Below are 26,690 nucleotides of genomic sequence, written 5' to 3'. Positions count from 1 at the left end.
CCGCAGTAAAAGTGATAACAAATAACAGCCAAAACTGCGCAAGGACTGAAGATGCTTGACCTAAAACAACTTTATCAAGGCTTTCGCGACCCCGATACCATAGCCTCGTTTGCGGAGGATATCGCTAAATGCGCCCGCACACTCAAAGAGCCTATTAATATCATGGAGGTCTGTGGCGGCCATACCCACACCATCATGAAATACGGCTTACTGGATTTATTGCCGGAAAATATTGAATTTATCCACGGTCCCGGCTGCCCAGTGTGCGTCATGCCCAAGGAGCGAATTGACCAAGCCGCAGTGCTCGCCCAACAAGAGAATGTGATTTTAGTGACCCTAGGGGATATGATCCGCGTCCCCGGCTCCCAAGGGTCACTTGCCAGTTTCAGGGCCAAGGGCTGTGATATTCGCCCTATCTATGACCCTTTAGACACGCTCAAAATCGCCCGCGACAATCCCGATAAAACCGTGGTGTTTTTCGCCATTGGCTTTGAAACCTCGACCCCAATGACCGCGGTGCTGCTGCAACTGGCCGAGCAGGAAAAGCTGGCGAATTTGTTGTTTCATATCAATCACGTCTTAGTTCCACCCGCGATAGATGCCGTGATGCACGACCCTAAAGCCAGAGTAAACGCCTTCATTGGCCCAGCCCATGTCAGTGTGATCAGTGGTGCCAAAATCTATCGCCCCGCCGTCGAGCAATACGGTACGCCTGTGGTGGTATCGGGGTTCGAACCCGTCGATGTAATGGAATCCATTCTGCGCATCGTGCGGCAAAAGGTAGCAGGAACGGCGCTATTAGATATCCAATACAGCCGCGCCGTATCAGAGGAAGGCAATCTTGCCGCTCAGGCCAAGGTGGATCAATTTTTCCAGACTCGGCCGCAATTTCGTTGGCGCGGGCTTGGGCCCATTCCCAACTCGGCGCTTGAGTTAAAACCCGAATACGCCCACAGGGACGCCGAGAAGTACTTTAAGGACAGATTACCCGTCAAAGAGATAGACGATCATAAGGCTTGCCAATGCGGCGATATTCTTCGCGGGCTCGCCAAACCTAAGGACTGTAAAGTCTTTGGCCGCGGCTGCAATCCCGAAACCCCTCTCGGTAGCTGTATGGTTAGCTCCGAAGGCGCGTGTAATGCGTATTACCGCTATCAAGGCATAGATAGCAAGGAGCCACACCATGGCTGATTTCCAACCCAAAGATAAAGCGATTCAACTCAGCCACGGTGGTGGCGGCAAAGAGATGAATAAACTCATTCGTGAACTGTTTTTTGCCGAGTTCGATAACCCGATCCTGCGTAGCGAAGAAGACGCGGCCAAGCTTGAATTGCAGGGCGCGACCGCCTTTACCACAGATTCCTTTACCGTATCACCGCTGTTTTTTGCCGGCGGAGATATTGGCAAGTTGGCGATCGCCGGCACTGTGAATGATCTCGCCATGATGGGCGCCGAGCCACAGTATTTAAGTTGCAGCGTGATCATCGAAGAAGGCTTTTCGCTCAATCAGTTAACCACTATTGTGCGCAGCATGGCGAAGGAGCTTAAACAGAGCGGCGCCAGAATCGTCTGTGGCGATACTAAAGTCGTGCCTAAGGGCTGTGCCGATGGCTTGTTTATCAATACCTCAGGCGTTGGGCGCATTTTACGTCCGAATATTTCGGCGGCGAATGTCGCACCGGGGGATGCAATCATTGTCTCCCGCGATGTGGGCTGCCATGGCGCCGCGATTCTGATGGCGCGCGAAGGTCTGACCCTCGAATCAGCTTTGCAAAGCGATTGTGCCACTCTTTGGCCCGTGGTTGAGCAGCTTATTGCGGCGAATATTCCTATTCATGCGATGCGTGATGCGACCCGTGGCGGGCTTTCAGCCGTGTTAAACGAATGGGCAGTGGCCGCCAATGTCGGGATTACCGTCAATGAAGCCAGTATTCCGGTTTGCGATGAAGTCAAAGGCTTGTGCGAACTCTATGGCTTTGAGGCCATGGATTTAGCCAATGAAGGCACCTTTATCTTGGCGGTCCCTAACGATATCGCCCTAGGCGCCCTAGAAATCATGCAACGTTTTGGTCATTGCGAGCAGGCGGCCATCATCGGCACCGTCAGCGACGAACTTCCTGGAAAAGTGATCTTAAGAACGCCATGGAATACCAAACGTTACTTAGACCTGCCCCAGGGTGAACTGCTGCCAAGGATTTGTTAATGCACGAATATTCCATCGTTAGCGCCTTGATTGAGCAATGCGAGCAACACGCTAAGGCCAATCGTGCCAATAAAATCACCCGCGTCGATATCAAACTCGGGGTGATGAGCGGAGTCGAACCCGCCTTGCTTGAGACCGCTTTTGAGACCTTTAAACTCGATGGGATCTGCCGTGATGCTGAACTGCGGATGACACTGCAACCCTTAGTGATTGCCTGTTTGGATTGCCACCAAGAGTCTGAGATTGCTGAGCGCTCTATCGTCTGTCCTGCTTGTCACAGCTACCATACGCAGGTATTAGATGGCGAAGATATGCTGCTGATGCAGCTCGAAATGGAGCAAGAGGACGAGCGCTGAGTGGCTGTAAGCCTCTTACTTAAGCATCTGCACTTGATAAAAAAATGGGCTTTAAGTATTTCACTTAAAGCCCATTTTATTGGTCTGCGAACCGCGACTTTCACTATGGACAAGTCGCTATTGATAAATCGAAGCTTGCCCTGCGGGGCGGGTCTTAAGCAATCTTAAGAACCACATATATTGCTCAGGGTAAGCGAGGATCACTTGCTCAACCGCTTTATTCAGTGCCAACGCTTCGTTTTCTTTACCGACCATGTCTTCGGCGGCAATAGCGGGCATCACAGTTAAATCAAACTGGCGTGAAGCTTGGTTATAACCAATTTTTACCGGTAGCACTTGGGCATTTCCCGCCTGAGCTAAGCGGCCAACCACGGGTAATGTCGCTTTAACTGTGCCTAAAAACGGGGTAAACACGCTCTGATCTGGGCCTAAATCTTCATCGGGCAGGTAAAAAAAGCTATTGTTCTGCTTTAATTCGGCCAACAAGGCGCGGATCCCCGCCTCTCGCATATAAACATGGCCACCGCCACTGCTACGTACCCTATTGTTAAACCAGTTAAATAGCGCGTTTTTATGGGCCTTTGCCATAGTCACCATGGGTAAGTCGAGGTTTAACCTCAGTCCCGCATAATCGATAGGCCACACATGGGGCATGATAAATATCACAGGTTGCCCTTCCGCTTGTGCCGCTTGAACATGCTCAAAGCCCATGAGATTCACACGGCGGCGTAAATGCGCCTTTGAGCGTACCAACAGCTCACCTTGAGATAACAGCACTAAGACGAAGTTCTGCACGTTCTCATCGATTAAGGCTTCAATCTCTGCGGCGGATTTTTCAGGGAAACACGCCTTTAAGTTCGCTCTGGCAATACCTATCGGCTTTTTCGCAATAGGCGCCACCAGTTTGGCCAAGGTTCTGGCGATAGGATCACGCAGCCACGCGGGCATGATCCCAAAAATCACTAATAGGCCGATCGCCAACCAAGTGACCCAATATTTAGGGTGCAATAAGGCCAGTTGAAAACGTCGGTCAAAATGTTTGGGCTGTCTTGACAAAGAAATCACCTCAGACAGTAAAAGACTGAATTCACATAGGAAGAAAATAGGAAAGCCACTCGCGATGGAGTGGCTTTCCTATCAAACTTTAAGAAATTACTTGCCCGCGTTAGCAGCTTCTACGCGAGTTTTCAGTTTCTGGCCGGGACGGAAGGTCACGACACGGCGAGCGGAAATCGGGATATCCTCGCCTGTTTTTGGGTTCCTTCCCGGTCTTTGATTCTTATCCCTAAGGTCAAAGTTGCCAAAGCCAGATAACTTGACCTGCTCACCACTTTCAAGTGCGCCTCGAATTTCTTCAAAGAACGACTCAACCATCTCTTTGGCGACACGCTTGTTAATTCCTAGTGTTTCAAAAAGATGTTCTGCCATTTCGGCTTTGGTAAGTGCCATACTTTAATCCCTCAACGATGCGTTGAACTCGGTCTTCAGGGCAGAAACAACTGAATCTACTGTCTCAGCGATCTCTTTTTCCTCAAGTGTACGAGTAGTGTCTTGTAATGTAAGTGCTATCGCCAAGCTCTTCTTGCCGGGCTCAACACCTTTACCTAAGTATACATCGAACAAGTTTATGCCAACCAACTGATTTTCGCCAACTTTTCTTATCAATTTCATTACATCGCCTGCAGATACACTTTCATCTACGACTACTGCGATGTCACGACGATTAGCCGGGAACTTAGATACAGCTTGGGCTAGCGGTAAACTGGTATGCAATAAAGCATCCAATTCCAACTCAAAAACGATGGTTTTACCATTGAGTCCAAAAGGCTTCTCCAAACTAGGATGGATAGCACCTATATGACCGATCACTCGATCATTTCTCAATATTTCAGCACATTGCCCTGGATGAAGAGCAGAATGCGTCGCTACTCTAAAGCTAAATTCTGATGCGGAAACTGTCAAGCCGATAATTGCTTCTAAATCGCCTTTAAGGTCGAAAAAATCAACAGTTTTCGATTCCATAGCCCAATGTTCGTCATTTTGGAGGCCAGTTATGACGCAACCGAGCATAGCTTGCTGTCTTACACCTGATTCTGCATTAATATCAGGAACAAAGCGCAGGCCAGTTTCAAAAAGTCTCACACGACCCTGTTGACGACTTTGGTTGTAGCCAACCGCAGTCAATAATCCTGTGAACATCGACAAACGCATGGCCGACATTTCGCTAGAAATCGGGTTCGGTAATACCATGGCTTGCTCACCTGGGTGAACCAGATTTTGCAGCTTAGGATCGACGAAACTGTAAGTCACGGCTTCTTGGAAACCACGGGCCACTAACAGCGAACGTACGCGCTTAAGGCTTAAGTCGGTTTCTTTATGGTCAGACATCCGCAGTGACGCCACAGGCGCAACGTTTGGAATGTTGTTGTAACCGTAGATACGCGCGACTTCTTCGATTAAGTCTTCTTCAATCGCCATATCGAAGCGGTAAGTGGCGGTCGTGACCTGCCAGCTACCCTCACCTACAACGACGCCAAAACCTAAACGTTCGAGGATTTCAACCACGTCGCTATCGGGAACATGGTGGCCCAGAGTTTTATCTAACTTACTGCGACGCAATAAGATTTGCGCAGGCTTTGGTAAATCAGCGTCAGACTTGGCTTCAACCACAGGGCCCGCTTCACCGCCGCAAATATCCAACACTAAGCGAGTCGCACGGTCCATAACCTTATGCTGCATCTCAGGGTCAACACCACGCTCGAAACGGTGTGATGAATCAGTATGCAGACCTAAACGGCGTGATTTACCCATAATCGCTAACGGTGCGAAGAAGGCACATTCCAGCAGAATGTCTTGCGTGGTGTCACTCACACCCGAATATTCGCCACCAAATACGCCAGCAAGCGCTAATGGGCGAGCATCGTCGGCAATCACTAAAGTGTCGCTTGGAATGGTCACTTCGCTGCCATCGAGCAGGGTGATTTTCTCTTCGCCATTACCTAAACGCACTTGGATATCGCCAGTGAGTTTGGCAAGATCGAACGCATGCATAGGTTGACCGAATTCAACTAACACGAAGTTAGTGATATCGACGATAGGATCGATAGAACGGATACCGCTGCGACGCAGTTTTTCCTGCATCCATAATGGCGTAGCCGCTTTCACGTTCACATTCTTCACCACACGACCTAAGTAGCGTGGGCAAGCTGCGGTTTCCTTCACATTGATAGCCACTTTGGCATCAATCGTTGGCGTAACAGCTTGCCATTGTGGCTCAGTCACAGCAGCACGGTTTAACACGCCGACTTCACGGGCCAGACCCACCATGCCTAAACAGTCGGCACGGTTAGCGGTTAAATCCACTTCAATCACAGCGTCATCAAGCTGGAGATACTCACGTAAATCCGTGCCTAATGGCGCATCTAATGGCAGTTCGATAATGCCATCGCTGTCGATGTCGATGCCTAGCTCGCTGTATGAACACAGCATGCCTTCTGAAGGCATACCACGCAGCTTAGCCTTTTTAATTTTAAAATCGCCTGGCAATACAGCGCCAACCATGGCAACGGCAACGCGTAGACCTTGGCGGCAGTTTGGTGCGCCACAAACGATATCGATAAGTTCACCACTGCCGACACTGACTTTAGTCACACGCAGTTTGTCTGCATCTGGATGCTGGCCACATTCGACCACTTCACCAATCACAACGCCGTTGAACTCGGCAGCCACGGCATCAACGCCATCGACTTCAAGGCCTGCCATAGTGATCTGGTGGGATAATGCTTCACGGCTAACGGCAGGATTGACCCACTCACGAAGCCAAGATTCGCTAAATTTCATGCTATACAGCTCCGTTATTTAAATTGCTTCAAGAAACGCAGGTCGTTTTCGAAAAACGCACGTAGATCGTTTACGCCGTAACGCAGCATAGTTAAACGCTCAACGCCCATACCAAAAGCAAAACCAGAGTATTTTTCTGGATCGATGCCCACGCTACGTAGCACGTTCGGGTGCACCATACCGCAGCCTAACACTTCTAACCATTTGCCGTTTTTACCCATCACGTCCACTTCGGCTGAAGGTTCAGTGAATGGGAAATAAGAAGGACGGAAACGCACCTGCAAATCTTCCTCGAAGAAGTTACGCAGGAAGTCGTGTAACACGCCTTTTAATTCGGCGAAGTTAACGTTTTCATCCACCAGCAAACCTTCCACTTGGTGGAACATTGGCGTGTGAGTTTGGTCGTAGTCGTTACGATACACACGACCCGGTGAAATAATCCGCAATGGCGGCTTTTCAGTTTCCATAGTACGGATCTGCACGCCCGACGTTTGGGTACGCAGCATCAGCTTAGGATTAAAATAAAACGTATCGTGGTCGGCACGCGCTGGGTGATGCTCAGAGATATTCAAGGCGTCGAAGTTATGGAAGTCATCTTCGATTTCTGGCCCTTGTTTTACCGTAAACCCTAATTCCCCAAAAAAGGTTTCGATACGTTCAATGGTGCGCGTCACTGGGTGTAAGCCACCGATGTCGATAGTGCGGCCAGGTAGCGTCACATCAATCTTTTCGGCGATTAACTTGGCTTCCAGTTCGGCACTTTTCAGGCCGTCGATGCGCTCAGTTAATTTCTGTTGAATGGCCTGCTTCGCATCATTGACCGCCTGACCAAAAGCGGGTTTTTCTTCAGGACTTAAGCTGCCCATCATTTTCATCATGTCGGTGATCTTACCCTTCTTACCTAGGTAATCGACACGGATATCATCCAGTGCTTTTAGATCACTGGCCTGGTCAATAATGACTAAGGCTTGTTCTACGATCTCAGTTAACTGCTGCATTTTCTCTTCCACTGCATAGTCGCGCTTGATAAACAAGTGCTATGGGCGCCAAACTTTCAGGCTATTTGGGTGCTCAGGTTATCGGGCGTTAATGCCAGACGCTTTGCTAGCTATAACGAAATAAAAGGAGAGAAATTTTACGCGAGCGAGCGGCATATTACTAGGGTTTATTCGGGGTTTTTATCATGCAAATTCATGTGTTACCCCAACAAATCCGTCGAGTTTGACACCTTGGAAAAACATTTGCTGATTTTTACAGCAATCGCCTCATCGGACACTAACCACTAGCGACACATGTAACTAAACTGTAAACTTATGTTTGTACCTTGCCAAAATTGCTGCAAAACAAACAAAAATGCCGCAATTGGACAACAATAATACAAGCAACTGCTTACTAAACAGAAAATCATAAAGTCTATGGCAAACCGACCGATATCCATTTGGTCACAGCCCAATTTATCGAGGCGCTAATGAAAGAAGTTAAATTTCGCTGGATAGATCAATATCTTATCCACATGACCTTAAAAACCAAGTTTGCAATTCTCGCCCTAGTTCCCATGTTTATGATTGTGGGATTAGCGGTCTTTTTAAATACTCAGTTTAGGGACACCCTGCTCGAAAGCCATTTGAACGGCATTCAGGACTCGTCACAGAAAATCAATCAACTCGCGGCGCAGGTCTATAACAAACTGCCCGAACAAGAACAACAAAATCTCCCTAATCTGTTAAGCCAAGGGATGCAGAATGTTCGAATTATCACGGTTTCAGAGGCCGACAGCCGCGCGCAAACCATTGCGCGCAGCGGTGGCGGTATCGATACCAGCAGTTCACCTCAAAGGGCGATAAGCTCAGTGAACGAGCACAATATGCTAACCATTATTCCCGTGGACGAGCGTCAACTCGATGCCCTGTTATCTGCCGATAATCTCTTGGTTTATAGCGTGATGGCGGTGCTGTTATTCGTGCTCTTCCTCTTTAGCTATTACATTTCCACCTTTGTGGGTGGCGCACTCTATACCACTGTTATGGCGCTCAAACGTGCCGCTTCGGGGGATTTGACTGGCCGATTAAACTTCTTCGAAGTGAAAGATGAGTTCAGCATTCTTGCGATCAGCATCGACACTCTCGTTGAACGTCAACATACCCTAGTAAAGCAAATCGCTGAATCCACCAGCAAAATTCGGGAAGTGGTTTCATCTTTTAGAAGCACGGCGCAGCAAGGACAAGCCCTTGCGGTCAATCAACGTCAGCATCTCGATTCCTTAGCCACGGCAATGGAAGAAATGACCGCCGCGGTTAAAGAAGTGGCGCGTAACGCCGAGCAATCTTCAGCCGAAACCCAAGAGGCGAATCAGCAGGTGAATGCGGGCTCTAAGGATATTGAAACCACAGTTAGCGCGATTGATGTACTGTCTGATGAGATTTCTGCGGCCTCAGATGCGGTGAATATCCTCAACGAAAACGCCAGTAAAATTGATGAAGTAGTGTCGACCATTAATGCCATTTCGCAGCAGACGAACCTACTCGCCCTCAACGCCGCGATTGAAGCGGCGCGCGCAGGCGAACAGGGCCGAGGTTTTGCGGTGGTCGCCGATGAGGTGAGAACCCTTGCCGGTCGCACACAGGCAGCAACGGTTGAAATCAAGTCGATGATCGAGTCATTGCAACAAGGTAGCCGCAACCTGACGCAAGTCATGTCGCGCACCGTTAGCCAAGCGAGTGAAGGCAAGCAACATGTGCTGCAAACGGGTAAAGATCTCGAGTCAATTGCCCACCACAGCAGCCGTGTGTTCGAAATGAGTGTGCTAATCGCAACATCAGCCGAAGAACAATCGGCTGTGGCTAACGAAATCGCGACCAATCTGATGGAAATTCGCAATCAATCCCACGATGTCGAGCAATCGGCGAACCAGTCTGTGTCGGGTTGTGATGAATTGCAAGCCACTGCGGGACAACTTGACCAACTGATGGTTGGATTAAAAGTCTAATTCTTAAAAAGTCTGAGTTAAGCTGAGAAGGGATAGTTTTATCCCTTCTTTATTTCTTCTGTAACGTCCTTTCCCCTTTCTTCCCTCGCTTGCGTATTTGATTTTTAAGTTTCTCTAGCATCGTCTTATTGCGCCGGACACCAAACAAATTCATGGGTTGGAGCGCCAGTCGTTTGTAGCGGTAATTGGTTAGGCACTTTGTTATCACGTACCACAAGATAACCGCATCAGATACCATATCTTATTGTTATTCATGCAAATATTTACACTAGCTTTACACGTTTCTCGACGAGAGCAACTTGCTGGCACATTTAAGAATAATTATCATTCGCCAAAATTTTACAAGGAAGAATGAAATGCCTGCACAACCTGATATCCGCCTGCCGCGATTTTCCCGTAACGCCCTCACCTGCGCCATCGCCTTAACACTGAGCGCGGCCGCCACACTCGCTCAAGCACAAGATGCGCCCGAGATGGAACGCATGGTCATCACTGCCACTCAAACACAACACTCCGAGCTCTCGGCGCCAGCATCGGTTTCGGTGATCAATCGTAGTGAGCTTGAAGCTTTAGTGATCGACGATCTCGCCAGCGCCGTTCGCTATTTACAGGGAGTGAATATCAGTGAAGGTACGCCCTATGGCCGTAACGAAATCAGCCTTCGCGGCCTAGATTCCGACTACACCTTAATCTTAATCAATGGTCGCCGCGTCAATTCCCGTGAGGCGCTAACCTCCAACTACGGTAATGACTTTGACCTATCGTCTATCCCCATGTCAGCCATCGAGCGTATTGAACTTGTCCGTGGCCCCATGTCGTCCCTCTATGGCTCCGAAGCTTTGGGCGGTGTAGTCAACGTCATCCTACGTCAACCGACCGAAAGCTGGCAAACCAGTATTGGCGTGCAATACGACACGCCAACCAGTGGTGAAGGTGGAGATAGCACTAAATACAACTTCTACAGCAGCGGTGCGCTCATTAAAGACAAACTGCTGGCGAACTTGATTGTAGATAGCAATAAACGTGATGCATGGCGTTCTGACTTAAAACCGGCCATAGATGCGCTTGAAGATAGGGATGAAATCAGCGCCTTAGCCAATCTACAATGGTTAATCGACACGCAGCAGGATCTGCAATTTGATATCAGTTACGCCAACGATGAGCGTGAATCCGATTGGAATAACTACGGCACTATCCTGACCAACAACCAGCAGGCAGAACGCATCAGTTCAGGCCTTACCCATAATGGCCGCTGGGATTGGGGCGATACGCGCTTACGCTATTATTATGAAAATGTCGAAGTGACCGATAATTCGGCGCTGATCGCACAAATTGGCCATATTACTCAAACAAACCACAATCTTGATGGGCAAACCACAGTGTTACTCGGCGAACATATGCTCACTGGCGGCGCCGAATACCGTTGGACCAAACTTGAGAACAGCCGCAATATTTTAGGCGATGGCACGCTAGACGATAGCCAAGCGGCGCTGTATCTGCAGGACGAATTCAGTTTAGGGGAACTTAGCCTCACCCTCGGCGGACGAGTCGATCACCACGATGTGTATGGCACCGAATTTAGCCCTCGTCTGTATCTGGTTTATCCGCTCAGTTCCGAATGGGTGGTCAAAGGTGGTGGGGGTAAAGCCTTTAAAGCTCCGAATATGTCGCAGTCTCAAGCCGATTATATTATCCCAGCCTGTCGCGGCGCCTGCTCTGTGGCCGGGAATGGCGATTTACAACCCGAAACTTCGGTCAACTACGAGCTATCGACCCAATATCAAGCGGACGATTTTGGCGGTTCAGTCACCTATTTCCACAATGATGTGGAAAACAAAATCATCACCGAAACTTGGGACAGAACCCCTGGCGCGGTACTCACTTATCAAAACGTTAATGAAGCTAAGATTACCGGGTGGGAATTGCAGGCATGGTACGAGTTAACCGACAGCTTAAGCCTGAGTGGCAACTACAGTAAAACCGATGCCAAGGATAAGCAAAATGGCGCGCCTTTTACCCTAACACCCGAAGATAGCTACAACCTCAAACTGCAATGGCAAGCGCTGGAGGGATTATCCACCTTTATCGCCTACCACTACACGGGTGAACAATATCTGCGAACTAAGGTCAAGTCTGATGGTTATGGCTCATTAGATATCGGCGTTAATTATCAAATAAACCCAATGTTTAGGGTCAAACTAGGAGTAACTAACCTGACAGATGCCGAGCGCGATCAAATTGCCACCGATTTGGATTACATTCAAAAGAGCCGCAGTGTCTATGCTGGGGTAACGGCAAGCTTTTAATCTTTAACGGCCTGCTACGGCAGGCCTTTTTCATCCGTTGTTCGGCAAGCATGACGTATTAGATCACAAGACGATTAAGGGATTTTCCTTAAAAATTGCAGGGCTTGGTCTAAATCTCGGGTGCGCGCCATCGGCGGCAATGAGTTTAAAAACGCCTGTCCGTAGGCGCGATTCACAATTCGATTATCACAAAGAATGAGTACCCCGCAGTCCTTTTCGTCACGGATCAAACGTCCAACCCCTTGTTTGAGCGCAATAATCGCTTGAGGTAACGACACTTGAGTAAAAGGATCGCCGCCCTGACGGCTGATATTGTCGGCGCGGGCACGGTAAAGCGGCTCATCGGGAGACACAAAGGGCAGCTTATCGATAATTACGCAGCTTAATAACTTGCCGCGCACGTCCACCCCTTCCCAAAAACTGCTCGTGCCCAGTAACACCGCATTCCCTAGTTGGCGAAACTTGGTCAGCAGACTCTGCTTGCCCGCCTGCCCTTGCACCAATAGCGGATATTGAGTTCGTGTGCGCAATGCCAGCGCGGTTTGCTCGAGCATTTTATGGCTGGTAAACAGAATAAAGGTTCGCCCCTGCGCCGCCTCAATCGCTTTGACACACACATCGACTAACTGCTTAAGCGCTTGCTGTTGATTCGCCACATTTCCCAGTTGCCTCGGCACACAAAATAACGCCTGACGCGGATAATCAAAGGGACTGTCTAAAATATGCGCCTTGGCATCGCTTATCCCAAGCTCCTGTGCAAAATGCCCTAGGCTGCGGTTCACTTGCAAGGTCGCCGAGGTAAAAATCCAGCTAGTATTGGCGACAAATAGCTGCTGGCACTCGCGAGCAATATTGATGGGTGACATACGTAGCATGACAAATCGGCTACCAAACTCAACGCTGTACGCCGCCTGCGGGTTATCACAATTAAAAAATTGAGTCAGTTTATGATTAAGCTCAGTCAGCTTTACCGCAATATCATCCAATAATTCACTGCGCCCCACGTGTACAAGTAACAGCTTTTGCAGTGCGGTTAATTCAGCCAATAAATCCCAAGAGGCTAAGGCGATGGATTTATTACCAAGCTGCATCCGCCAGTCCGACTCGCCGCTCGAAAATAACGCATTATGCCAATCACTTAACTTGGTTAAACAGCGCTGACAAAATTGAGCAATCTGCCCCGTATCGCTGAGCTCGGTTTGATAAATCTGCAATAACTTTTGCAGATAATCATCGATGGTGCGACTCGACGATTGCTGCCCAAAGTAACTGACGCAGATGTCTGGCAACAAATGCGCCTCATCGAAGATCACGACATCGGGATCGGGCAACAGCTCGGCAAAGCCCGTATCCTTTAACACGCTGTCGGCAAAGAATAAGTGATGATTCACCACGATGATTTTTGCGTCCATGGCGCGGCTGCGGGCCTTGCGGGTAAAACAGGCATCATAAAATTCGCAGCGCTGGCCAAGACAGGTCTCTTTGGTACTGACCACTAAGGGAAGCGCGGGTGAGTTTTCAGCAACAGAGGTTAAGCCACCGATATCACCATCTTTGCTCATACCCGCCCATTGATTGATTTTGAGCAAATCATCCAATAAGCGCGGCTCAATATGGCTGGCCTCCTGCATCTGCCTATCGAGTCGATATTGGCATAAATAGTTATTGCGGCCTTTTAATAACGCAAGCTTGGGCGCAATCCCAAGCATAGATGTCAATGCGGGTAAATCCTTTAAAAACAATTGCTCCTGCAGGTTTTTACTGCCCGTGCTCACGATTACTTGCTTGCCACTTAAGATCGCCGGAATTAAATACGCGAAGGTTTTACCGACCCCAGTGCCCGCTTCAATCAGTGCATTGCCCTTACTGGCAATCGCTTCACTGATGATTTGCGCCATTTCAATCTGACTCTGACGCGCACTAAACCCTTGAATATGCTTGGCAAGCACCCCATCGCTGGCAAAAGCGCGCAGCACTTCACTCGCCAATCGGCTCATTGGACGTTGAGCGTCGCTCGACTGCAGATTGGATTGCTGAAGTTTGGCTTGCCGCATCGCTGGGCGTCGGGAGTGATTCAAGGGCGTGCGAGGTCCTTTAATAGGGTTAACATAATACGGTTCTAAGATGGCGGACTGTGGCTTAAGTCGTAAACAATTATTAAGGAGCCTGACTCCGTAAGGCCGCAGTGTAATTAAGCCCGCCTAATAATACCAATAGTTTCAGTCCTGCACCGAATTCAACATGCACATAGTTCTATGCGAGAATATTACGAAGTTTGGTGGCCAGTCGAAAATACGCTTAAAAGATTGGTGCTCCTTGCCACGGATGAACGTTTATAACGCGACAGGATGATTCAATGAAATACCTTTCTGGTTTTTTACTATTGTTGGCTTTTAACCCCGCCTCATGGGCAGGTTGTGATGAGGTGACTTCACAATGCCTCGTTATTAATGGGCAGGAAGAACGCTCTGAATCCTGCGATATCGCAATTTGCGCCAATATGAGCGAATACCTAGTTGATGTCTTGCTCGAAAATGGAGGAACCATTTTTATGAAACAGGATAATCAATCGCAGCTTATTCGTGTTAATGGCAACCCAGGTCTCTTCATAAGGCCCTCACCCGAAAAGAATGACCAAACCTGTTATGCTATGGCAGATAAAAGCATAACTTACTGCTTGCCTGATGCAGTGCTGTAATCAATATTGATAAGCTTATATTAGACGGCAAAACAGACTGCATATAGCTCACTAAGAAGGTAAGCCTGGAACATAGGGATTAACCATGCAAACGACATTATCTTTGTCACAATATGTGAGAAAGCGAAATGGTGTGCCACTGGGTGCCAATCACTCGATGAGGAATATGCTATCCCGCGCCCTTGGCGCTAAGTCATTCCCCATTTTTTGGCATTATTGGAATCCGATTTGGGGTTATTATTTATCACGTAATGTCATGCGTCCTAGCAGTCAGTTTCTGCCCATGTGGCTCGCCGTACTCGTCACCTTTTTGGTCAGCGGTGCGCTACATGATCTCGCCATCGCTCTGGTTAAATGGCAAGCCATGTTCTTTTTTACCCCCTGGTTTGGCATCATGGGAATTATCGTGATTGCCTCAAATAAATATGGCCTTTTCTACGGCGCATTACCTTGGATTATGCGGGCCTTGATTAATTTACTGTTTATTTTCTCATCATTTACGTTAACCAAATTCATGCTGGGTCTATTGAATCCTTAACCCTAATTAACTCGTCCAAATGATGTAAATGATGCTCGCTCAAAAGGATATTTCATGCGATTAACATTAACCTTGGAAACCCTATTATCTCAACTTGGTTCTTTTTCGTGGCACTTGGATGTGTATAAAACCTTAGAGCAACCATTAAGTCCTACAATGTCGGTGTTAATCATTGACGATGAGCTTGAAGAAGAACGCGACCAACAGGATGAGCCTCTCTTTCCACAAACCCAAGGCTATCAATACGTTTTAAGCATTGCCGATTTACAAAGCATCAAGGCTAATTTAGTGCAACAGCGGCCTAATACCAGCTTGTATGACTTAATTCATGCTGTCAGTTATTACTATCAAAACGATGCTTATATAAATGTAGAGTGTTAACCGCTTTAATTAAGATTTTTTAAGATACATTAAACCCAATTGTTAAAAGATAAAAAAGAATCAGATATGGATAAAAAAGCAAAAAGGATTTTATTCTCCACCTATTGGAAGAATGGTTGGATTGACGCCAAAAATAGAAGTCTCTCCGAGTCCGACTTTAACTACGCCAAATCGAAGGGATTAATGTTTGATCCTTTAACTATCTCCCACGATGAATGCATCCTTGCCATCACAGCGCTAGTGAAAGGCATATCGCAAACACAAGTAACAAAAGGATTTTTAAGCAGTCTAACCTCTAGGCGATTGGATTGGCGCTCATCCCTTACATCCTATGCGATCGCCCAAAAAATCCCATCACACCAATATGCGCCCGTCATTTCAGGCACTTCTTATACGGATGGCAAACCAACGGCACACTCCTATACCTGTGGCATTTGCCGAGACAGTCAATATGGCATCCGAGGCAGTGAATCCTATAACGAGATGGATATTAACGTATTCAATTTCGAGCGCATTAAATGGGGCGGCGTGCGCCATGGGGATATTTTGTATACCTATTTTGATTTAAGCCAATTTATCAATGCCGATATTCCAGAGCCAACAACAGCCGATATTGCCTGTTTTAGGGAGATATTAACGATTATCGAAACATCTGAGCCGAGCGATTATCCCAGCGCATTGGAGAAAAGATTAGCGAGTGTAATAAAATCGAGTAAAGCTGAGCGACAAATATTAATCGAAATATTAGCCAGTCTGGGAATATTAAAACCCAATACTGTCGATAGACAACGCCAAGGCAAAAATGACTGGGTATTTGCCGAATATTGGCGTGGTGAAGATAAATATTGCCAACAGACAGTTGAACATCTGTTTGGAAAATATTTAGCACAATAAAAAGGATGTCACAGCACTAATCCTGCATTAGCGCTGTGACTGACACTCATCCGCACTCGCCAGTCTAGAGAATACTGCTAGATAAAATCTGCCATCCTTGCCGCTATTCTAGCTGCCGAACGTTTCTAAAAGCAGAGTTGGCTTTGCGCCCATCCTAGCAAACCTCAAGTATTCGTTCTTCTTGCAATCGGTTGATTAACCTCCAACGACCATCAAGATGAAACATTTTCATAAAGCGCATAAATATTCTTATTTAGTTAAAATTAGCTGTTGCAAACGACACAGAAAGCGGTTAGCTTAAAAAAACGTTCGATGGATAAGTATCCATCAGCACCGAATTCAACAGAATACAGAGTATAGAGAGTCATATGAGCCCATTACTGAACGCTATCCACCATCATCACCACCATATGCGGTAGCCTTCGGACGCTCACTGCCGGAGGACTGTATCCTTCTGGCGGACTGATTCAAAGATGATCACTAACCCCTGGAAGGAATTCCGGGGGTTTTTGCTTTTAGGCTTTTTAACTTACAACTTAACCCGTGTTTAGTATGTAATTTCAATATGTTAGCTAGACAAATACCGGCCAAACATAGAAACCAGTTAAACCATGCGACAAAAGAATATCACTTTGAATTTGTTAACTTTGAGCGAGACAAGACTATGACTGAATCAAACCGTTTACGCATCGCCATCCAAAAATCTGGCCGTTTATCCACCGACTCACAGCAATTACTCAAGAGCTGCGGCGTTAAATTTTCCATTAACGAACAACGCCTTATCGCGCACGCAGACAACATGCCTATCGATTTACTCAGAGTGCGTGACGATGATATTCCAGGGCTGGTGATGGATGGCGTGGTCGATTTAGGCATTATTGGTGAGAACGTGCTCGAAGAAGAGCAGATTGAGCGTCAAACCTTAAATAAACCCGCCGAGTTTGTGAAATTACGCCAACTGGATTTCGGTGCCTGTCGCCTATCATTAGCCGTGCCAACCGAGTTTAGCTATGCCGATGCCTCATCCTTGGAAGGCTTGCGAATTGCCACCTCCTACCCCAACCTGCTGCGCCGTTTTATGCAACAAAAAGGCATAAGTTATCGTGACTGTATGTTAAAAGGCTCGGTTGAAGTCGCGCCGCGTGCCGGGCTTGCCGATGGCATTTGTGACTTAGTCTCCACCGGCGCCACCCTTGAGGCCAACGGATTATACGAGACCGAAGTCATCTACCGCTCCATGGCCTGTGTTATCCAATCGACCCAAACTCAAACGCCGAGCAAACAAGCCTTAATCGACAGAATTTTATCCCGCGTAAACGGCGTGATCCGCGCCCGTGAAAGTAAATATATTTTGCTGCACGCGCCCACTGAAACCTTAGATCAAATTGTCGCCCTGCTGCCCGGCGCCGAAAACCCAACGGTGCTGCCATTAAACGACGATACTAATCGAGTGGCCATCCACGCCGTCAGTACTGAAGATTTATTCTGGGACACCATGGAGCAACTCACCGCGCTCGGCGCCAGCTCTATCCTCGTAATGCCAATTGAAAAAATGATGGGGTGATCTATGGATATTTTGACTTGGGCAGCGTTATCCGCCGATGAACAAAAAGCCGCGCTCCAACGCTCACCTTTAATTGGTGACAGCGGCTTAGAACAAAGTGTTCGGGCGATTGTTGATGCCGTGGCTAGCCGTGGCGATGCGGCGCTGAAAGAGTTTAATCAAAAGTTTGATGGCTTTAATAGTGCCAATATCGACAGTCTGCGTTTAAGTGAAAGCGAGATTAGCGCCGCCAGCGCACGAGTCTCGACTGAACTTAAAGCCGCCATTGCCCAAGCGATGGCCAATATTGATGTGTTCCACAGCGCGCAGCAATTTCGCCCCATAGAGATTGAAACCCAAGCGGGTGTTCGCTGCGAGCTTCGTAGCGAACCGATTGAAAAAGTCGGTTTATATATTCCCGGCGGCAGCGCGCCCCTCATTTCGACCGTGATGATGTTGGCTCTGCCAGCCAAAATCGCCGGCTGTGAAAAACGCGTATTGGTGAGTCCGCCGCCGATTAACGATGCGATTGTGTATGCGGCAAACGCCTGTGGGATCACTGAAATTTATCAAGTGGGCGGCGCGCAAGCCATTGCCGCACTCGCTTTTGGTACTGAAACGATTCCTAGCGTCGATAAGATTTTTGGCCCGGGTAATCGTTATGTCACCGAAGCCAAACGCTTAGTCTCTCAAGATGGTCGCTGCACTGTGTCTATCGATATGCCAGCGGGACCCTCCGAGGTGTTGGTGATAGCAGATAGCGATGCCAATGTGCAGTTTATTGCCGCGGATTTACTCTCGCAAGCGGAGCATGGCCCAGATTCGCAGGTCATTTTAGTCACGGATTCTGAGCCATTAGCACAAGCAGTCAATCAAGCGCTCGAGTCACAACTGGCCGCCCTGCCGCGCCAAGAGATTGCCGCGACCGCCCTAAAAGGCAGCCGCACCATTTTGGTAAAAGATATGCAAGAAGCGGCGCTCGTTTCGAATCGCTATGGGCCCGAACACTTAATTATTCAAACCCGTTTCCCAAGGGACGTACTAAATCATATTCGCGCCGCAGGCTCAGTGTTTTTAGGCGCTTATACACCTGAATCGGTTGGGGATTATGCCAGTGGGACTAACCATGTATTGCCAACTTACGGTTATAGCCGCGCGGTATCTAGCCTCTCCTTGGCAGACTTTAGCCGCCGCTTTACGGTGCAAGAACTCAGTGCCAAGGGCCTGCTCGGACTCGGGCAAGCGGTAATGACCCTTGCCAGCAATGAGTTACTCGATGCCCATAAAAATGCGGTCGCGATACGCTTAGCCAGTCTTAAGGACTGATGGAAATAAGTAACGCAATCAACAGTACGCTTAATTAAAGCCGTAGCCAGACTTAGGACGAATAGGATGAGCCAAGTGCCAACTAGCCAAGCACCAACGAGCAATGTGCCTGTGACAAATATTCCGAGCGCCAATTGCGCCAGCAATACTCTCGACAACAATACTCTCGATAACACAAGCATCGAGCCAACAACCCTTGCCGCCCGTCTTGCGCGGCCCGAGCTGCTCGAGTTAACGCCTTACCAAAGTGCTCGCAGGCTGGGTGGTCGTGGGGATATTTGGATCAACGCTAACGAATCGCCCTTCAATAATGTGGCCGTTGCCGAACTCGATTTATCTAAGTTAAATCGTTACCCCGAGTGCCAACCGCCCGCGTTAATCAATGCCTATAGCCAATATAGCGGTGTTGCGGAGAGCAAAATTGTCGCCAGCCGCGGCGCCGATGAGGCCATCGAGCTACTTATTCGTGCTTTTTGTATCCCAGGCATCGACTCAATTGCGACCTTTGGGCCCACTTACGGCATGTACGCCATTAGCGCGCAAACCTTTAATGTGGGCGTTAAGGCATTAAGCTTAACGGCTCAGTACGGTCTCCCAAGTGACTTTGCGACGGCCGCGCGCGGCGCTAAGTTAGTGTTTATCTGTAATCCCAATAACCCAACTGGCACTGTGATTGAGAAGGCGCGCATAGAGCAAGCCATCCAAGCCCTGCCCGACGCCATTGTTGTTGTCGATGAGGCTTATATCGAGTTTTGCCCCGAATATAGCGTCGCCGATTTACTCGAGTCTTACCCAAACCTTGTGGTGCTACGCACCCTTTCAAAGGCCTTTGCCTTAGCGGGCGCGCGCTGCGGTTTTTTGCTCGCCAATGAAGAGATTATCGAAATCATCATGCGGGTGATTGCGCCCTATCCTGTGCCATTGCCCGTGAGTGAAGTGGCCGTGCAAGCGCTATCCGCTGCTGGGATTGCGCGGATGAAAACCCAAGTCAAAGCGCTCAATGCTCAGGGCGAGCGACTCGCGGCGGCGCTGAATTTGTACTGCGAACAATGGGGCGGCGCCGTGCTAACACCCAATGGTAACTACGTGCTAGCCGAATTTGACGACGTGGCAAAAGTGGCAAAGCTACTTATCGACAATGGCATTGTCGCGCGGGCCTATAAGGACCCTAGATTGGCTAAAGCCATTCGTTTTAGCTTTAGCTCTCAGGCTGATACCGACAGCTTAGTGTCGCTCTTTGAATCACAAAAGCTGTGAGCATTTGATGCAAGTATCAACGCAGCATTGGCCTAATAGACTGATTTTATAAAGATAACAAACTGAATTGAAAGGTAGCAGCATGAACCCAGTATTTACCCCGAATGTCGCCCAGAAAATACTTTTTATCGACCGTGATGGCACCTTGATTGAAGAGCCTATCACCGACAAACAGGTTGATAGCCTCGCCAAACTCGTATTCGAGCCCCAAGTGATCCCCGCCTTACTGCGCCTGCAAAAAGCTGGGTTTAGGTTGGTGATGGTTAGCAATCAGGACGGACTCGGTACCCCTTCCTTTCCGCAGGAAGATTTCGATGCGCCGCACAATATGATGATGCAAATCCTCTCCAGTCAAGGGGTTAAGTTTGAAGATGTACTCATCTGCCCGCACTTTAACGATGAAAATTGCAGCTGCCGCAAACCAAAACTAGGGCTAGTGAAAGACTTTTTGACCCAAGGGACCATCGATTTTACCCAGTCCGCCGTGATTGGTGACAGACACACAGATGTTGAACTGGGCAATGCCATGGGGATTAAAAGCTTTCAATATCAGCGTGGCAGCCTAGGCTGGGACGCGATTGCCGATGCCTTACTCAACAAGGGCCGCACCGCGACTGTGGTACGCACCACCAAGGAAACCGATATTCGCGTGACTGTCGATCTCGACAATGCCAGCAAAGGCGCCATTAACACTGGCATTGGTTTCTTCGACCATATGCTGGATCAAATCGCCACCCACGGAAACTTCAAAATGGAGGTGAATGTCGATGGCGATCTGGAGATAGACGATCACCACAGCGTTGAAGACACGGCATTGGCGATTGGGGATGCACTGCGCCAAGCCCTTGGCGATAAACGCGGTATTGCCCGTTTTGGCTTTAGTTTGCCGATGGATGAGGCCAAGGGCGAATGCTTACTCGATCTCTCCGGCAGGCCTTTTATTAAATTCGCCGCCCAATTTGAACGGGAAAAAGTCGGTGAAATGGCCACCGAAATGGTGCCGCACTTTTTCCGTTCTTTTGCCGATGGCCTACGCTGCACCCTGCACGTCGCCGCCGAGGGAGACAACGATCACCACAAGGTCGAAGCACTATTTAAAGTGCTGGGCCGCGCGCTGCGTCAGGCCGTCAAAGTTGAAGGTGATGTCTTACCATCGAGTAAAGGCGTGCTCTAACACCGCACTCAACCTGAGTTAGGTGTGTAATGACCTGATGCAGATTGATTAGCGAATAATACAAAGCCTGATGATTTTAACGAGGGGCAGTTTCAGGAATGTGGCGACAAACCACTTCCCCCACTGACCTATCAATAGGAAAACCCAATGTCAGCAAACATAGATGAATTTGATGTTGTCATCATAGACACAGGTTGCGCCAACTTAAGTTCGGTCCGGTTCGCCTTTGAGCGCCTCGGCGCTAAGGTGTTAGTCACCGATGACAAGGCCAGCATTAAAGCCGCTAAACGTGTAGTACTGCCGGGTGTCGGCAGCGCTGGCGCCGCGATGGCTTCATTATCTGAAAAAGCCTTAGTCGAATTAATTCAAGGGTTAACTCAACCCGTGCTGGGTGTCTGTTTAGGGATGCAAATGCTCACGCTGCTCTCTAAAGAACGCGGCGGCCAAGCGCTGGATTGCCAAACTTTAGACTGTAAGTGCTTAGGCATTATTCCAACAGAGATTGACGAGCTAGACCGTCAAACGCTTAAGGCCGAAGGTTTACCTCTGCCGCACATGGGCTGGAACCAACTGTCCTTTAGCAATCCGTCCCAGGTTCACCCGCTGTTTGCCGGTGTTCCAGCCGGCAGTTACGTGTATTTTGTGCACAGCTACCGCGCACCATTAAGCGACTACACCTTGGCACAATGCCGTTATGGTGAGGACTTTAGCGCCGCCATCGGTAAAGACAACTTTATGGGCGTGCAATTTCACCCCGAGAAGAGCGCCGCCGTGGGCGCACAAATCCTAGGTAACTTTTTAAAAATGCAGTAAATGCAATCGCTTATTAGCTTTTGACTGAGCTAAGTGCGGGGGAGCTAAGTTTCTGGAACCTAAGTTTGGCTGAGCCAACTTTTTTCAGCCACAACTTTCAGCAATAAAGCGCGGCAGCAAATGCGCCAAAGAATTAAGGACAACAGATGATCATTCCAGCAATTGATTTAATTGATGGCAAGGTAGTTAGGCTCTACCAAGGGGATTATGGGCAGCAGACCACCTTCGATTTAAGCCCACTGGCCCAGTTGCAATCCTACCAAGACCAAGGGGCAAACTGGCTGCATATCGTGGATTTAACTGGCGCCAAAGAACCCGCTAAACGCCAAACGGCTTTGATTGCCAAGCTGACTACAGGGCTTAACGCCAATATTCAAGTGGGCGGCGGGATCCGCACTGAAGAACAAGTTGCCGAGTTATTATCCCTTGGGGTTAAGCGCGTGGTGATAGGCTCGCTCGCCGTCAAAGAGCCCGAGCTAGTCAAAGGCTGGTTTAACAAGTTTGGCAGCGAGGCAATTTGCCTCGCACTGGATGTGAATATCAATCAGAGCGGCGAGAAAATCGTTGCGGTTTCTGGCTGGCAAAGCGGTGGCGGTAAGAGTCTAGAATCTATCGTTGAAGACTTTAGCCAAGTGGGACTTAAACATGCGCTGGTGACTGACATCAGCCGTGATGGCACCCTCACAGGCGCCAATACCGAGCTCTATCATGAGCTATCCAGCCGCTATCCCGATATCGCTTGGCAAGCCTCGGGCGGCATTGCCACCCTTGAGGATGTTGCCGCCGTCAGAGACAGTGGCGCCGCGGGCATCATTATCGGTAAAGCTTTACTTATCAATCAGTTTAATGTGGCGGAGGCAATCCAATGCTGGCCAAACGAATAGTCCCCTGTTTAGATGTGAAAGATGGCTGCGTGGTCAAAGGCGTACAGTTTCGCAACCATGAAATTGTTGGTGACATAGTACCACTCGCGGCGCGTTACGCCGCAGAGGGCGCCGACGAACTGGTGTTTTACGATATCACCGCCAGTGCCCATGACCGTGTGGTCGATAAGTCTTGGGTGAGCCGAGTGGCGGAGCAAATCGATATCCCCTTCTGCGTCGCCGGCGGCATTAGAACCATCGGCCAAGCCCGCGAGTTATTGGCCTTTGGCGCGGATAAGATTTCGGTAAACTCACCCGCTCTTAGCGATCCGAGTTTAATCTCACGCCTGCAGGATGAATTTGGCCGTCAATGCATAGTGATCGGCATAGACTCTTTTTATGATGCGGCAAGCGACAGTTATAAAGTGAAGCAATTTACCGGCGATGAAGCCGCCACCAAAGAAACCGCTTGGTACACTCAGGATTGGGTCGAAGAAGTACAAAAACGCGGCTGCGGCGAAATCGTGCTCAACGTGATGAACCAAGATGGCGTGCGTGGTGGCTATGATATCAAACAGTTAAGCCTCGTACGCCAGCTGTGCGACGTGCCCTTAATCGCCTCGGGCGGCGCTGGCACTATGGCGCATTTTCGCGATGTGTTTATCGAGGCTAAGGTGGATGCAGCGCTGGCGGCCAGCGTGTTCCATAAAGCCATTATCAATATCGGCGAGTTAAAACAGTATTTAGCGGCCGAAGGCATCGCCATTCGCCAGTAACTCAACATCAGTAGCGATTGATAGAAATAATAAGGTATGCAGATATGACAACTGGAACCACTTCAAGCTGTTGCCAAGGCCCTGCAAGTGCAGAACTGGTTAATAGCCTCGACTGGGAAAAACAACAGGGGCTTATCCCAGCGGTTATCCAAAATCACCTATCGGGCAAAGTGTTAATGCTCGGATTTATGGATAAAGCCGCGCTGCAGCACACGCTGGCGACCGGTGATGTGACGTTTTTTAGCCGCTCTAAGCAACGTTTATGGACCAAGGGCGAAACCTCAGGCCATACCCTAAAATTGGTTGCCATCGATAAAGACTGTGATAACGACAGCCTGCTGGTGCAGGTGTTGCCCAATGGCCCAACCTGCCATAAAGGCACCGAAAGCTGCTGGCTCGATGGCAATGCTCACCCGTTTTTAAACAATCTAGCCGAACTTATCGCCTCACGTAAGGGGCAAAACCCTGAGTCGAGCTACACCGCCTCTTTATTTGCCCGAGGCACCAAACGCATCGCCCAAAAAGTCGGTGAAGAAGGATTAGAAACCGCCTTGGCCGCAGCGACTCACGATAAAGAGGAGCTGATTAACGAGGCATCGGATCTGGTGTATCACTTGCTAGTCTTGCTTGAAGATCAATCACTAAGCTTAAGTGATATTAACGCCAACTTGCTTGCCCGCCATCAAAAAGCGCAGCAAAAGTAGTCCGCTTTCAAACCTCGCAGTACCTCTCTGCCGCATGCCTTTGGGTCTACGGCAGAGTATTCTTGATTTTGCATTCAGTTACGGCCTATTCACCTGCCGTAACCAACAAAAGTTCAGCCTCCATAATCCACCTTGCTACTCTTAACCTCTGCTAAAAACGGCACGACGTCACACAAATTGTACACTTGGCTCCTGACAAAAAATCAGCAAAATACTGTTGTAATGGTTGACAAGTACACCTTAACTACCTATCGTAGCCAGCGTCCTCGAACCCGCACCGAGGCATTAACGCAACTTATTAACATTGAAGATAAATTTTAAAAACAGACGAGTTGCCTTAGTTATGTGATGTGACCAAGCCATTAGATGTGCTCAAGTCACTCGATGTTATTAAGTGCCGAATTAACCCCAAGCAAAGGCGAGTTTTATGCGTATTACCACAGCTTATTATCCCTATCTGTAGCCGCAATGGCATAGATAGGCACACTCGCCTGACCTTCCATTGTGGCCATATCCCCAACGATCCGCAGATTGCGCCACGATCACAATACAGGTACACCCACGTACCCTTTAGTTCCCAGTATCACGCGCCACTCTGCACTGCTCCTCAATAAAGCACTCAACTGAGACAGTTGAGCCATTAATAAAGACGTTTGAGCGTAAAGTTATGACACAAAATAAATTTTTCGGCAGTTTGCTACTGATTGCAGGCACCACCATTGGCGCGGGTATGCTCGCACTCCCTATCGCCTCTGCAGGACTCGGTTTTGGTGTATCGAGCATCATTATGTTGCTCCTCTGGGCGCTGATGGCCTACACCGCCCTGCTGATGGTTGAAATCCATCAATTTGCCCCGAGCGATGCGAGCCTGAACCAATTAGCCCGCACGCTTTTGGGCGCTAAGGGCCAAGTGATTGCCAGTGTTGCCCTGATGTTTTTACTCTACGCCCTGTGCGCCGCCTATATCGCGGGTGGCGGCGAGCAAGTCAATCAAAAGCTCAATGTTTGGTTAGGATTAAATCTGCCGCCACAGGCTGGCGCCATCTTCTTTACCCTGTTAGTCGGCACCATTGTCGGCTTAGGCACCCATTGTGTCGATTTGATCAATCGCGTGCTCTTTAGTTTGAAAATCATTGCGTTAATCCTAATGCTGGCCCTATTACTGCCGCAGGTCGAAGGCACACATTTACTCGAGTTGCCACTAGAGCAAGGGCTTATCGTGTCGGCCATTCCAGTGATTTTTACCTCCTTTGGTTTTCATGGCTCGATTCCGTCCGTGGTGCGCTACTTAGGCGTTGAGGTAAAAAGCCTGCGTAAAATCATGCTGCTCGGCTCGGCGTTACCGCTACTGATTTACCTGCTGTGGCAACTGGGCAGCCAAGGCGTACTCAGTCAAAGCCAACTGATGACGAATCAGAGTCTTTCAGGCTTTATCAATCAGTTAGCCAGTGTACTGCACAGCCAATACTTAAGTTCTGCCATCAGTGTGTTTGCCGATCTGGCGCTGGCCACCTCCTTTTTAGGGGTGAGCCTCGGTCTGTTTGACTTTATGGCGGCGAACTTAAGGCAGCAGGATAATGCCGCGGGTCGCAGTGTTACTGCCGCCATTACCTTCGTGCCTCCTCTGGGTTTTGCCCTCTTTTACCCGCAGGGATTTATTACCGCCCTCGGTTATGCGGCAATCGCCCTCGTGATCCTCGCGATTTTTTTACCCGTTGCCATGGTGTGGGTACAAAGACAAACGCGTGATAAAGCGAATCTGCCACAGGGTTACCGCGTCGCAGGGGGTAAGCTCGGTTTACTGTTGGCGATGCTCTGCGGAGTGGCCGTGATTGGCGCTCAACTCTTGGGATAAGCGACGCGGATAAACAATTGAGATAAACGCTATTTTACTTCAAGCCGTATAAGTGCCTGTAAAATCAAGATGAATAATCTCAGGCACTCAGTCTTGCTTCGCGCAAGATTGCCAAGTTCTTTATTAGTCAGCCAGCGGCTTGAGTGTTAAACTGCCGCTAATCCCGCTTGCCGCTCA

The 26,690-nt window shown here is 48.9% G+C and carries 23 protein-coding genes; 18 read left to right on the top strand and 5 right to left on the bottom strand.

Annotation, left to right across the window (positions count from 1 at the left end; genetic code table 11):
• Nucleotides 1-51 precede the first annotated feature (51 nt).
• Genes hypD through hypA form a run of 3 tightly spaced genes read left to right on the top strand, consistent with a single transcriptional unit; the run spans nucleotide 52 to nucleotide 2,559 of the window.
• Nucleotides 52-1,191 carry a hydrogenase formation protein HypD gene (gene hypD, locus N7386_RS09865; protein ID WP_126513046.1) on the top strand — a complete coding sequence of 380 codons (1,140 nt, stop codon included), beginning with the start codon at nucleotides 52-54 and terminating at the stop codon, nucleotides 1,189-1,191.
• Nucleotides 1,184-2,203 (top strand): hydrogenase expression/formation protein HypE, encoded by a 1,020-nt coding sequence (gene hypE / locus N7386_RS09860; protein ID WP_089067915.1) that lies wholly within the window; start codon nucleotides 1,184-1,186, stop codon nucleotides 2,201-2,203. Before hypD ends, hypE begins: the two co-directional genes overlap by 8 nt.
• Nucleotides 2,203-2,559, top strand: a complete 357-nt coding sequence (gene hypA / locus N7386_RS09855) for a hydrogenase/urease nickel incorporation protein HypA (protein WP_126513045.1) — start codon at nucleotides 2,203-2,205, stop codon at nucleotides 2,557-2,559. Before hypE ends, hypA begins: the two co-directional genes overlap by 1 nt.
• 117 nt (nucleotides 2,560-2,676) lie before the next feature.
• On the opposite strand, the gene lpxM is transcribed toward hypA, so the two are convergent.
• The 4 genes from lpxM to pheS all read right to left on the bottom strand — a co-directional run bounded on the left by lpxM (nucleotide 2,677) and on the right by pheS (nucleotide 7,397).
• On the bottom strand, nucleotides 2,677-3,615 hold the full coding sequence (lpxM, locus tag N7386_RS09850; RefSeq protein WP_126513044.1) for a lauroyl-Kdo(2)-lipid IV(A) myristoyltransferase: 939 nt from the start codon (nucleotides 3,613-3,615) through the stop codon (nucleotides 2,677-2,679).
• Nucleotides 3,616-3,711: 96 nt separating this feature from the next.
• Complete coding sequence (ihfA, locus tag N7386_RS09845) at nucleotides 3,712-4,008, bottom strand: integration host factor subunit alpha (protein WP_011716870.1); 297 nt, start codon at nucleotides 4,006-4,008, stop codon at nucleotides 3,712-3,714.
• A gap of 3 nt (nucleotides 4,009-4,011) precedes the next feature.
• Nucleotides 4,012-6,399 (bottom strand): phenylalanine--tRNA ligase subunit beta, encoded by a 2,388-nt coding sequence (gene pheT, locus N7386_RS09840; RefSeq protein ID WP_086903663.1) that lies wholly within the window; start codon nucleotides 6,397-6,399, stop codon nucleotides 4,012-4,014.
• A 14-nt stretch (nucleotides 6,400-6,413) separates the two neighbouring features.
• A complete protein-coding gene (gene pheS / locus N7386_RS09835; RefSeq protein ID WP_041413005.1) occupies nucleotides 6,414-7,397 on the bottom strand; it encodes a phenylalanine--tRNA ligase subunit alpha in 984 nt (327 codons plus the stop codon).
• A gap of 470 nt (nucleotides 7,398-7,867) precedes the next feature.
• Here pheS and N7386_RS09830 point away from each other — a divergent pair, with 470 nt between their 5' ends.
• Both N7386_RS09830 and N7386_RS09825 read left to right on the top strand, forming a co-directional pair.
• On the top strand, nucleotides 7,868-9,385 hold the full coding sequence (locus N7386_RS09830) for a methyl-accepting chemotaxis protein (RefSeq protein WP_086903662.1): 1,518 nt from the start codon (nucleotides 7,868-7,870) through the stop codon (nucleotides 9,383-9,385).
• Nucleotides 9,386-9,741: 356 nt separating this feature from the next.
• A complete protein-coding gene (locus N7386_RS09825) occupies nucleotides 9,742-11,691 on the top strand; it encodes a TonB-dependent receptor (RefSeq protein ID WP_086903660.1) in 1,950 nt (649 codons plus the stop codon).
• Nucleotides 11,692-11,765: 74 nt separating this feature from the next.
• Here the strand turns inward: N7386_RS09825 and N7386_RS09820 are convergent, their stop codons facing one another.
• Complete coding sequence (locus N7386_RS09820) at nucleotides 11,766-13,745, bottom strand: ATP-dependent DNA helicase (protein WP_164718008.1); 1,980 nt, start codon at nucleotides 13,743-13,745, stop codon at nucleotides 11,766-11,768.
• 302 nt (nucleotides 13,746-14,047) lie between these two features.
• On the opposite strand from N7386_RS09820, the gene N7386_RS09815 reads away from it, so the two are divergent.
• From N7386_RS09815 to N7386_RS09755, 13 genes are all read left to right on the top strand, one after another.
• A complete protein-coding gene (locus N7386_RS09815) occupies nucleotides 14,048-14,389 on the top strand; it encodes a hypothetical protein (protein WP_086903659.1) in 342 nt (113 codons plus the stop codon).
• An 85-nt stretch (nucleotides 14,390-14,474) separates the two neighbouring features.
• Complete coding sequence (locus N7386_RS09810) at nucleotides 14,475-14,927, top strand: acyltransferase (RefSeq protein ID WP_086903658.1); 453 nt, start codon at nucleotides 14,475-14,477, stop codon at nucleotides 14,925-14,927.
• 54 nt (nucleotides 14,928-14,981) lie between these two features.
• A complete protein-coding gene (locus tag N7386_RS09805) occupies nucleotides 14,982-15,308 on the top strand; it encodes a hypothetical protein (protein ID WP_086903657.1) in 327 nt (108 codons plus the stop codon).
• A gap of 66 nt (nucleotides 15,309-15,374) precedes the next feature.
• Nucleotides 15,375-16,202 carry a hypothetical protein gene (locus tag N7386_RS09800; RefSeq protein ID WP_086903656.1) on the top strand — a complete coding sequence of 276 codons (828 nt, stop codon included), beginning with the start codon at nucleotides 15,375-15,377 and terminating at the stop codon, nucleotides 16,200-16,202.
• Between the two features lie 664 nt (nucleotides 16,203-16,866).
• On the top strand, nucleotides 16,867-17,766 hold the full coding sequence (gene hisG, locus N7386_RS09795) for an ATP phosphoribosyltransferase (protein ID WP_086903682.1): 900 nt from the start codon (nucleotides 16,867-16,869) through the stop codon (nucleotides 17,764-17,766).
• Nucleotides 17,767-17,769: 3 nt separating this feature from the next.
• On the top strand, nucleotides 17,770-19,071 hold the full coding sequence (hisD, locus tag N7386_RS09790) for a histidinol dehydrogenase (protein ID WP_086903655.1): 1,302 nt from the start codon (nucleotides 17,770-17,772) through the stop codon (nucleotides 19,069-19,071).
• A gap of 66 nt (nucleotides 19,072-19,137) precedes the next feature.
• Nucleotides 19,138-20,328 (top strand): histidinol-phosphate transaminase, encoded by a 1,191-nt coding sequence (gene hisC / locus N7386_RS09785; RefSeq protein WP_126513043.1) that lies wholly within the window; start codon nucleotides 19,138-19,140, stop codon nucleotides 20,326-20,328.
• A gap of 82 nt (nucleotides 20,329-20,410) precedes the next feature.
• Nucleotides 20,411-21,502 (top strand): bifunctional histidinol-phosphatase/imidazoleglycerol-phosphate dehydratase HisB, encoded by a 1,092-nt coding sequence (hisB, locus tag N7386_RS09780; protein WP_086903653.1) that lies wholly within the window; start codon nucleotides 20,411-20,413, stop codon nucleotides 21,500-21,502.
• Between the two features lie 147 nt (nucleotides 21,503-21,649).
• The gene (gene hisH / locus N7386_RS09775; protein ID WP_126513042.1) at nucleotides 21,650-22,315 is read left to right on the top strand and encodes an imidazole glycerol phosphate synthase subunit HisH; all 666 of its coding nucleotides are present in this window, start codon (nucleotides 21,650-21,652) and stop codon (nucleotides 22,313-22,315) included.
• A 146-nt stretch (nucleotides 22,316-22,461) separates the two neighbouring features.
• The gene (gene hisA, locus N7386_RS09770; RefSeq protein WP_126513041.1) at nucleotides 22,462-23,199 is read left to right on the top strand and encodes a 1-(5-phosphoribosyl)-5-[(5-phosphoribosylamino)methylideneamino]imidazole-4-carboxamide isomerase; all 738 of its coding nucleotides are present in this window, start codon (nucleotides 22,462-22,464) and stop codon (nucleotides 23,197-23,199) included.
• Nucleotides 23,181-23,954, top strand: coding sequence for an imidazole glycerol phosphate synthase subunit HisF (hisF, locus tag N7386_RS09765; RefSeq protein WP_126513040.1), 774 nt, complete (start codon nucleotides 23,181-23,183; stop codon nucleotides 23,952-23,954). The genes hisA and hisF overlap by 19 nt, the downstream gene beginning before the upstream one ends.
• Before the next feature lie 44 nt (nucleotides 23,955-23,998).
• Nucleotides 23,999-24,658, top strand: coding sequence for a bifunctional phosphoribosyl-AMP cyclohydrolase/phosphoribosyl-ATP diphosphatase HisIE (gene hisIE / locus N7386_RS09760; protein WP_023267317.1), 660 nt, complete (start codon nucleotides 23,999-24,001; stop codon nucleotides 24,656-24,658).
• A 667-nt stretch (nucleotides 24,659-25,325) separates the two neighbouring features.
• Nucleotides 25,326-26,513 carry an aromatic amino acid transport family protein gene (locus N7386_RS09755; protein WP_126513039.1) on the top strand — a complete coding sequence of 396 codons (1,188 nt, stop codon included), beginning with the start codon at nucleotides 25,326-25,328 and terminating at the stop codon, nucleotides 26,511-26,513.
• Nucleotides 26,514-26,690: the final 177 nt, after the last annotated feature.

Origin of the sequence: Shewanella sp. GD04112, from assembly GCF_029835735.1 — a bacterium.
Lineage (GTDB): Bacteria > Pseudomonadota > Gammaproteobacteria > Enterobacterales > Shewanellaceae > Shewanella.
This window is presented reverse-complemented; position numbering and strand designations above follow the sequence as displayed.

Bases quoted from the DNA above. Each gene is read 5' to 3' on its own strand.
- hypD (WP_126513046.1), top strand. From the start codon at position 52: ATGCTTGACCTAAAACAACTTTATCAAGGCTTTCGCGACCCCGATACC.
- hisF (WP_126513040.1), top strand. From the start codon at position 23,181: ATGCTGGCCAAACGAATAGTCCCCTGTTTAGATGTGAAAGATGGCTGC.
- pheS (WP_041413005.1), bottom strand. From the start codon at position 7,397: ATGCAGCAGTTAACTGAGATCGTAGAACAAGCCTTAGTCATTATTGAC.
- N7386_RS09815 (WP_086903659.1), top strand. From the start codon at position 14,048: ATGAAATACCTTTCTGGTTTTTTACTATTGTTGGCTTTTAACCCCGCC.
- N7386_RS09800 (WP_086903656.1), top strand. From the start codon at position 15,375: ATGGATAAAAAAGCAAAAAGGATTTTATTCTCCACCTATTGGAAGAAT.
- hisA (WP_126513041.1), top strand. From the start codon at position 22,462: ATGATCATTCCAGCAATTGATTTAATTGATGGCAAGGTAGTTAGGCTC.
- N7386_RS09805 (WP_086903657.1), top strand. From the start codon at position 14,982: ATGCGATTAACATTAACCTTGGAAACCCTATTATCTCAACTTGGTTCT.
- N7386_RS09810 (WP_086903658.1), top strand. From the start codon at position 14,475: ATGCAAACGACATTATCTTTGTCACAATATGTGAGAAAGCGAAATGGT.
- hisD (WP_086903655.1), top strand. From the start codon at position 17,770: ATGGATATTTTGACTTGGGCAGCGTTATCCGCCGATGAACAAAAAGCC.
- N7386_RS09825 (WP_086903660.1), top strand. From the start codon at position 9,742: ATGCCTGCACAACCTGATATCCGCCTGCCGCGATTTTCCCGTAACGCC.
- hisC (WP_126513043.1), top strand. From the start codon at position 19,138: ATGAGCCAAGTGCCAACTAGCCAAGCACCAACGAGCAATGTGCCTGTG.
- hisIE (WP_023267317.1), top strand. From the start codon at position 23,999: ATGACAACTGGAACCACTTCAAGCTGTTGCCAAGGCCCTGCAAGTGCA.
- pheT (WP_086903663.1), bottom strand. From the start codon at position 6,399: ATGAAATTTAGCGAATCTTGGCTTCGTGAGTGGGTCAATCCTGCCGTT.
- N7386_RS09830 (WP_086903662.1), top strand. From the start codon at position 7,868: ATGAAAGAAGTTAAATTTCGCTGGATAGATCAATATCTTATCCACATG.
- ihfA (WP_011716870.1), bottom strand. From the start codon at position 4,008: ATGGCACTTACCAAAGCCGAAATGGCAGAACATCTTTTTGAAACACTA.
- N7386_RS09820 (WP_164718008.1), bottom strand. From the start codon at position 13,745: ATGCGGCAAGCCAAACTTCAGCAATCCAATCTGCAGTCGAGCGACGCT.
- hisB (WP_086903653.1), top strand. From the start codon at position 20,411: ATGAACCCAGTATTTACCCCGAATGTCGCCCAGAAAATACTTTTTATC.
- hisG (WP_086903682.1), top strand. From the start codon at position 16,867: ATGACTGAATCAAACCGTTTACGCATCGCCATCCAAAAATCTGGCCGT.
- hypE (WP_089067915.1), top strand. From the start codon at position 1,184: ATGGCTGATTTCCAACCCAAAGATAAAGCGATTCAACTCAGCCACGGT.
- N7386_RS09755 (WP_126513039.1), top strand. From the start codon at position 25,326: ATGACACAAAATAAATTTTTCGGCAGTTTGCTACTGATTGCAGGCACC.
- hisH (WP_126513042.1), top strand. From the start codon at position 21,650: ATGTCAGCAAACATAGATGAATTTGATGTTGTCATCATAGACACAGGT.
- hypA (WP_126513045.1), top strand. From the start codon at position 2,203: ATGCACGAATATTCCATCGTTAGCGCCTTGATTGAGCAATGCGAGCAA.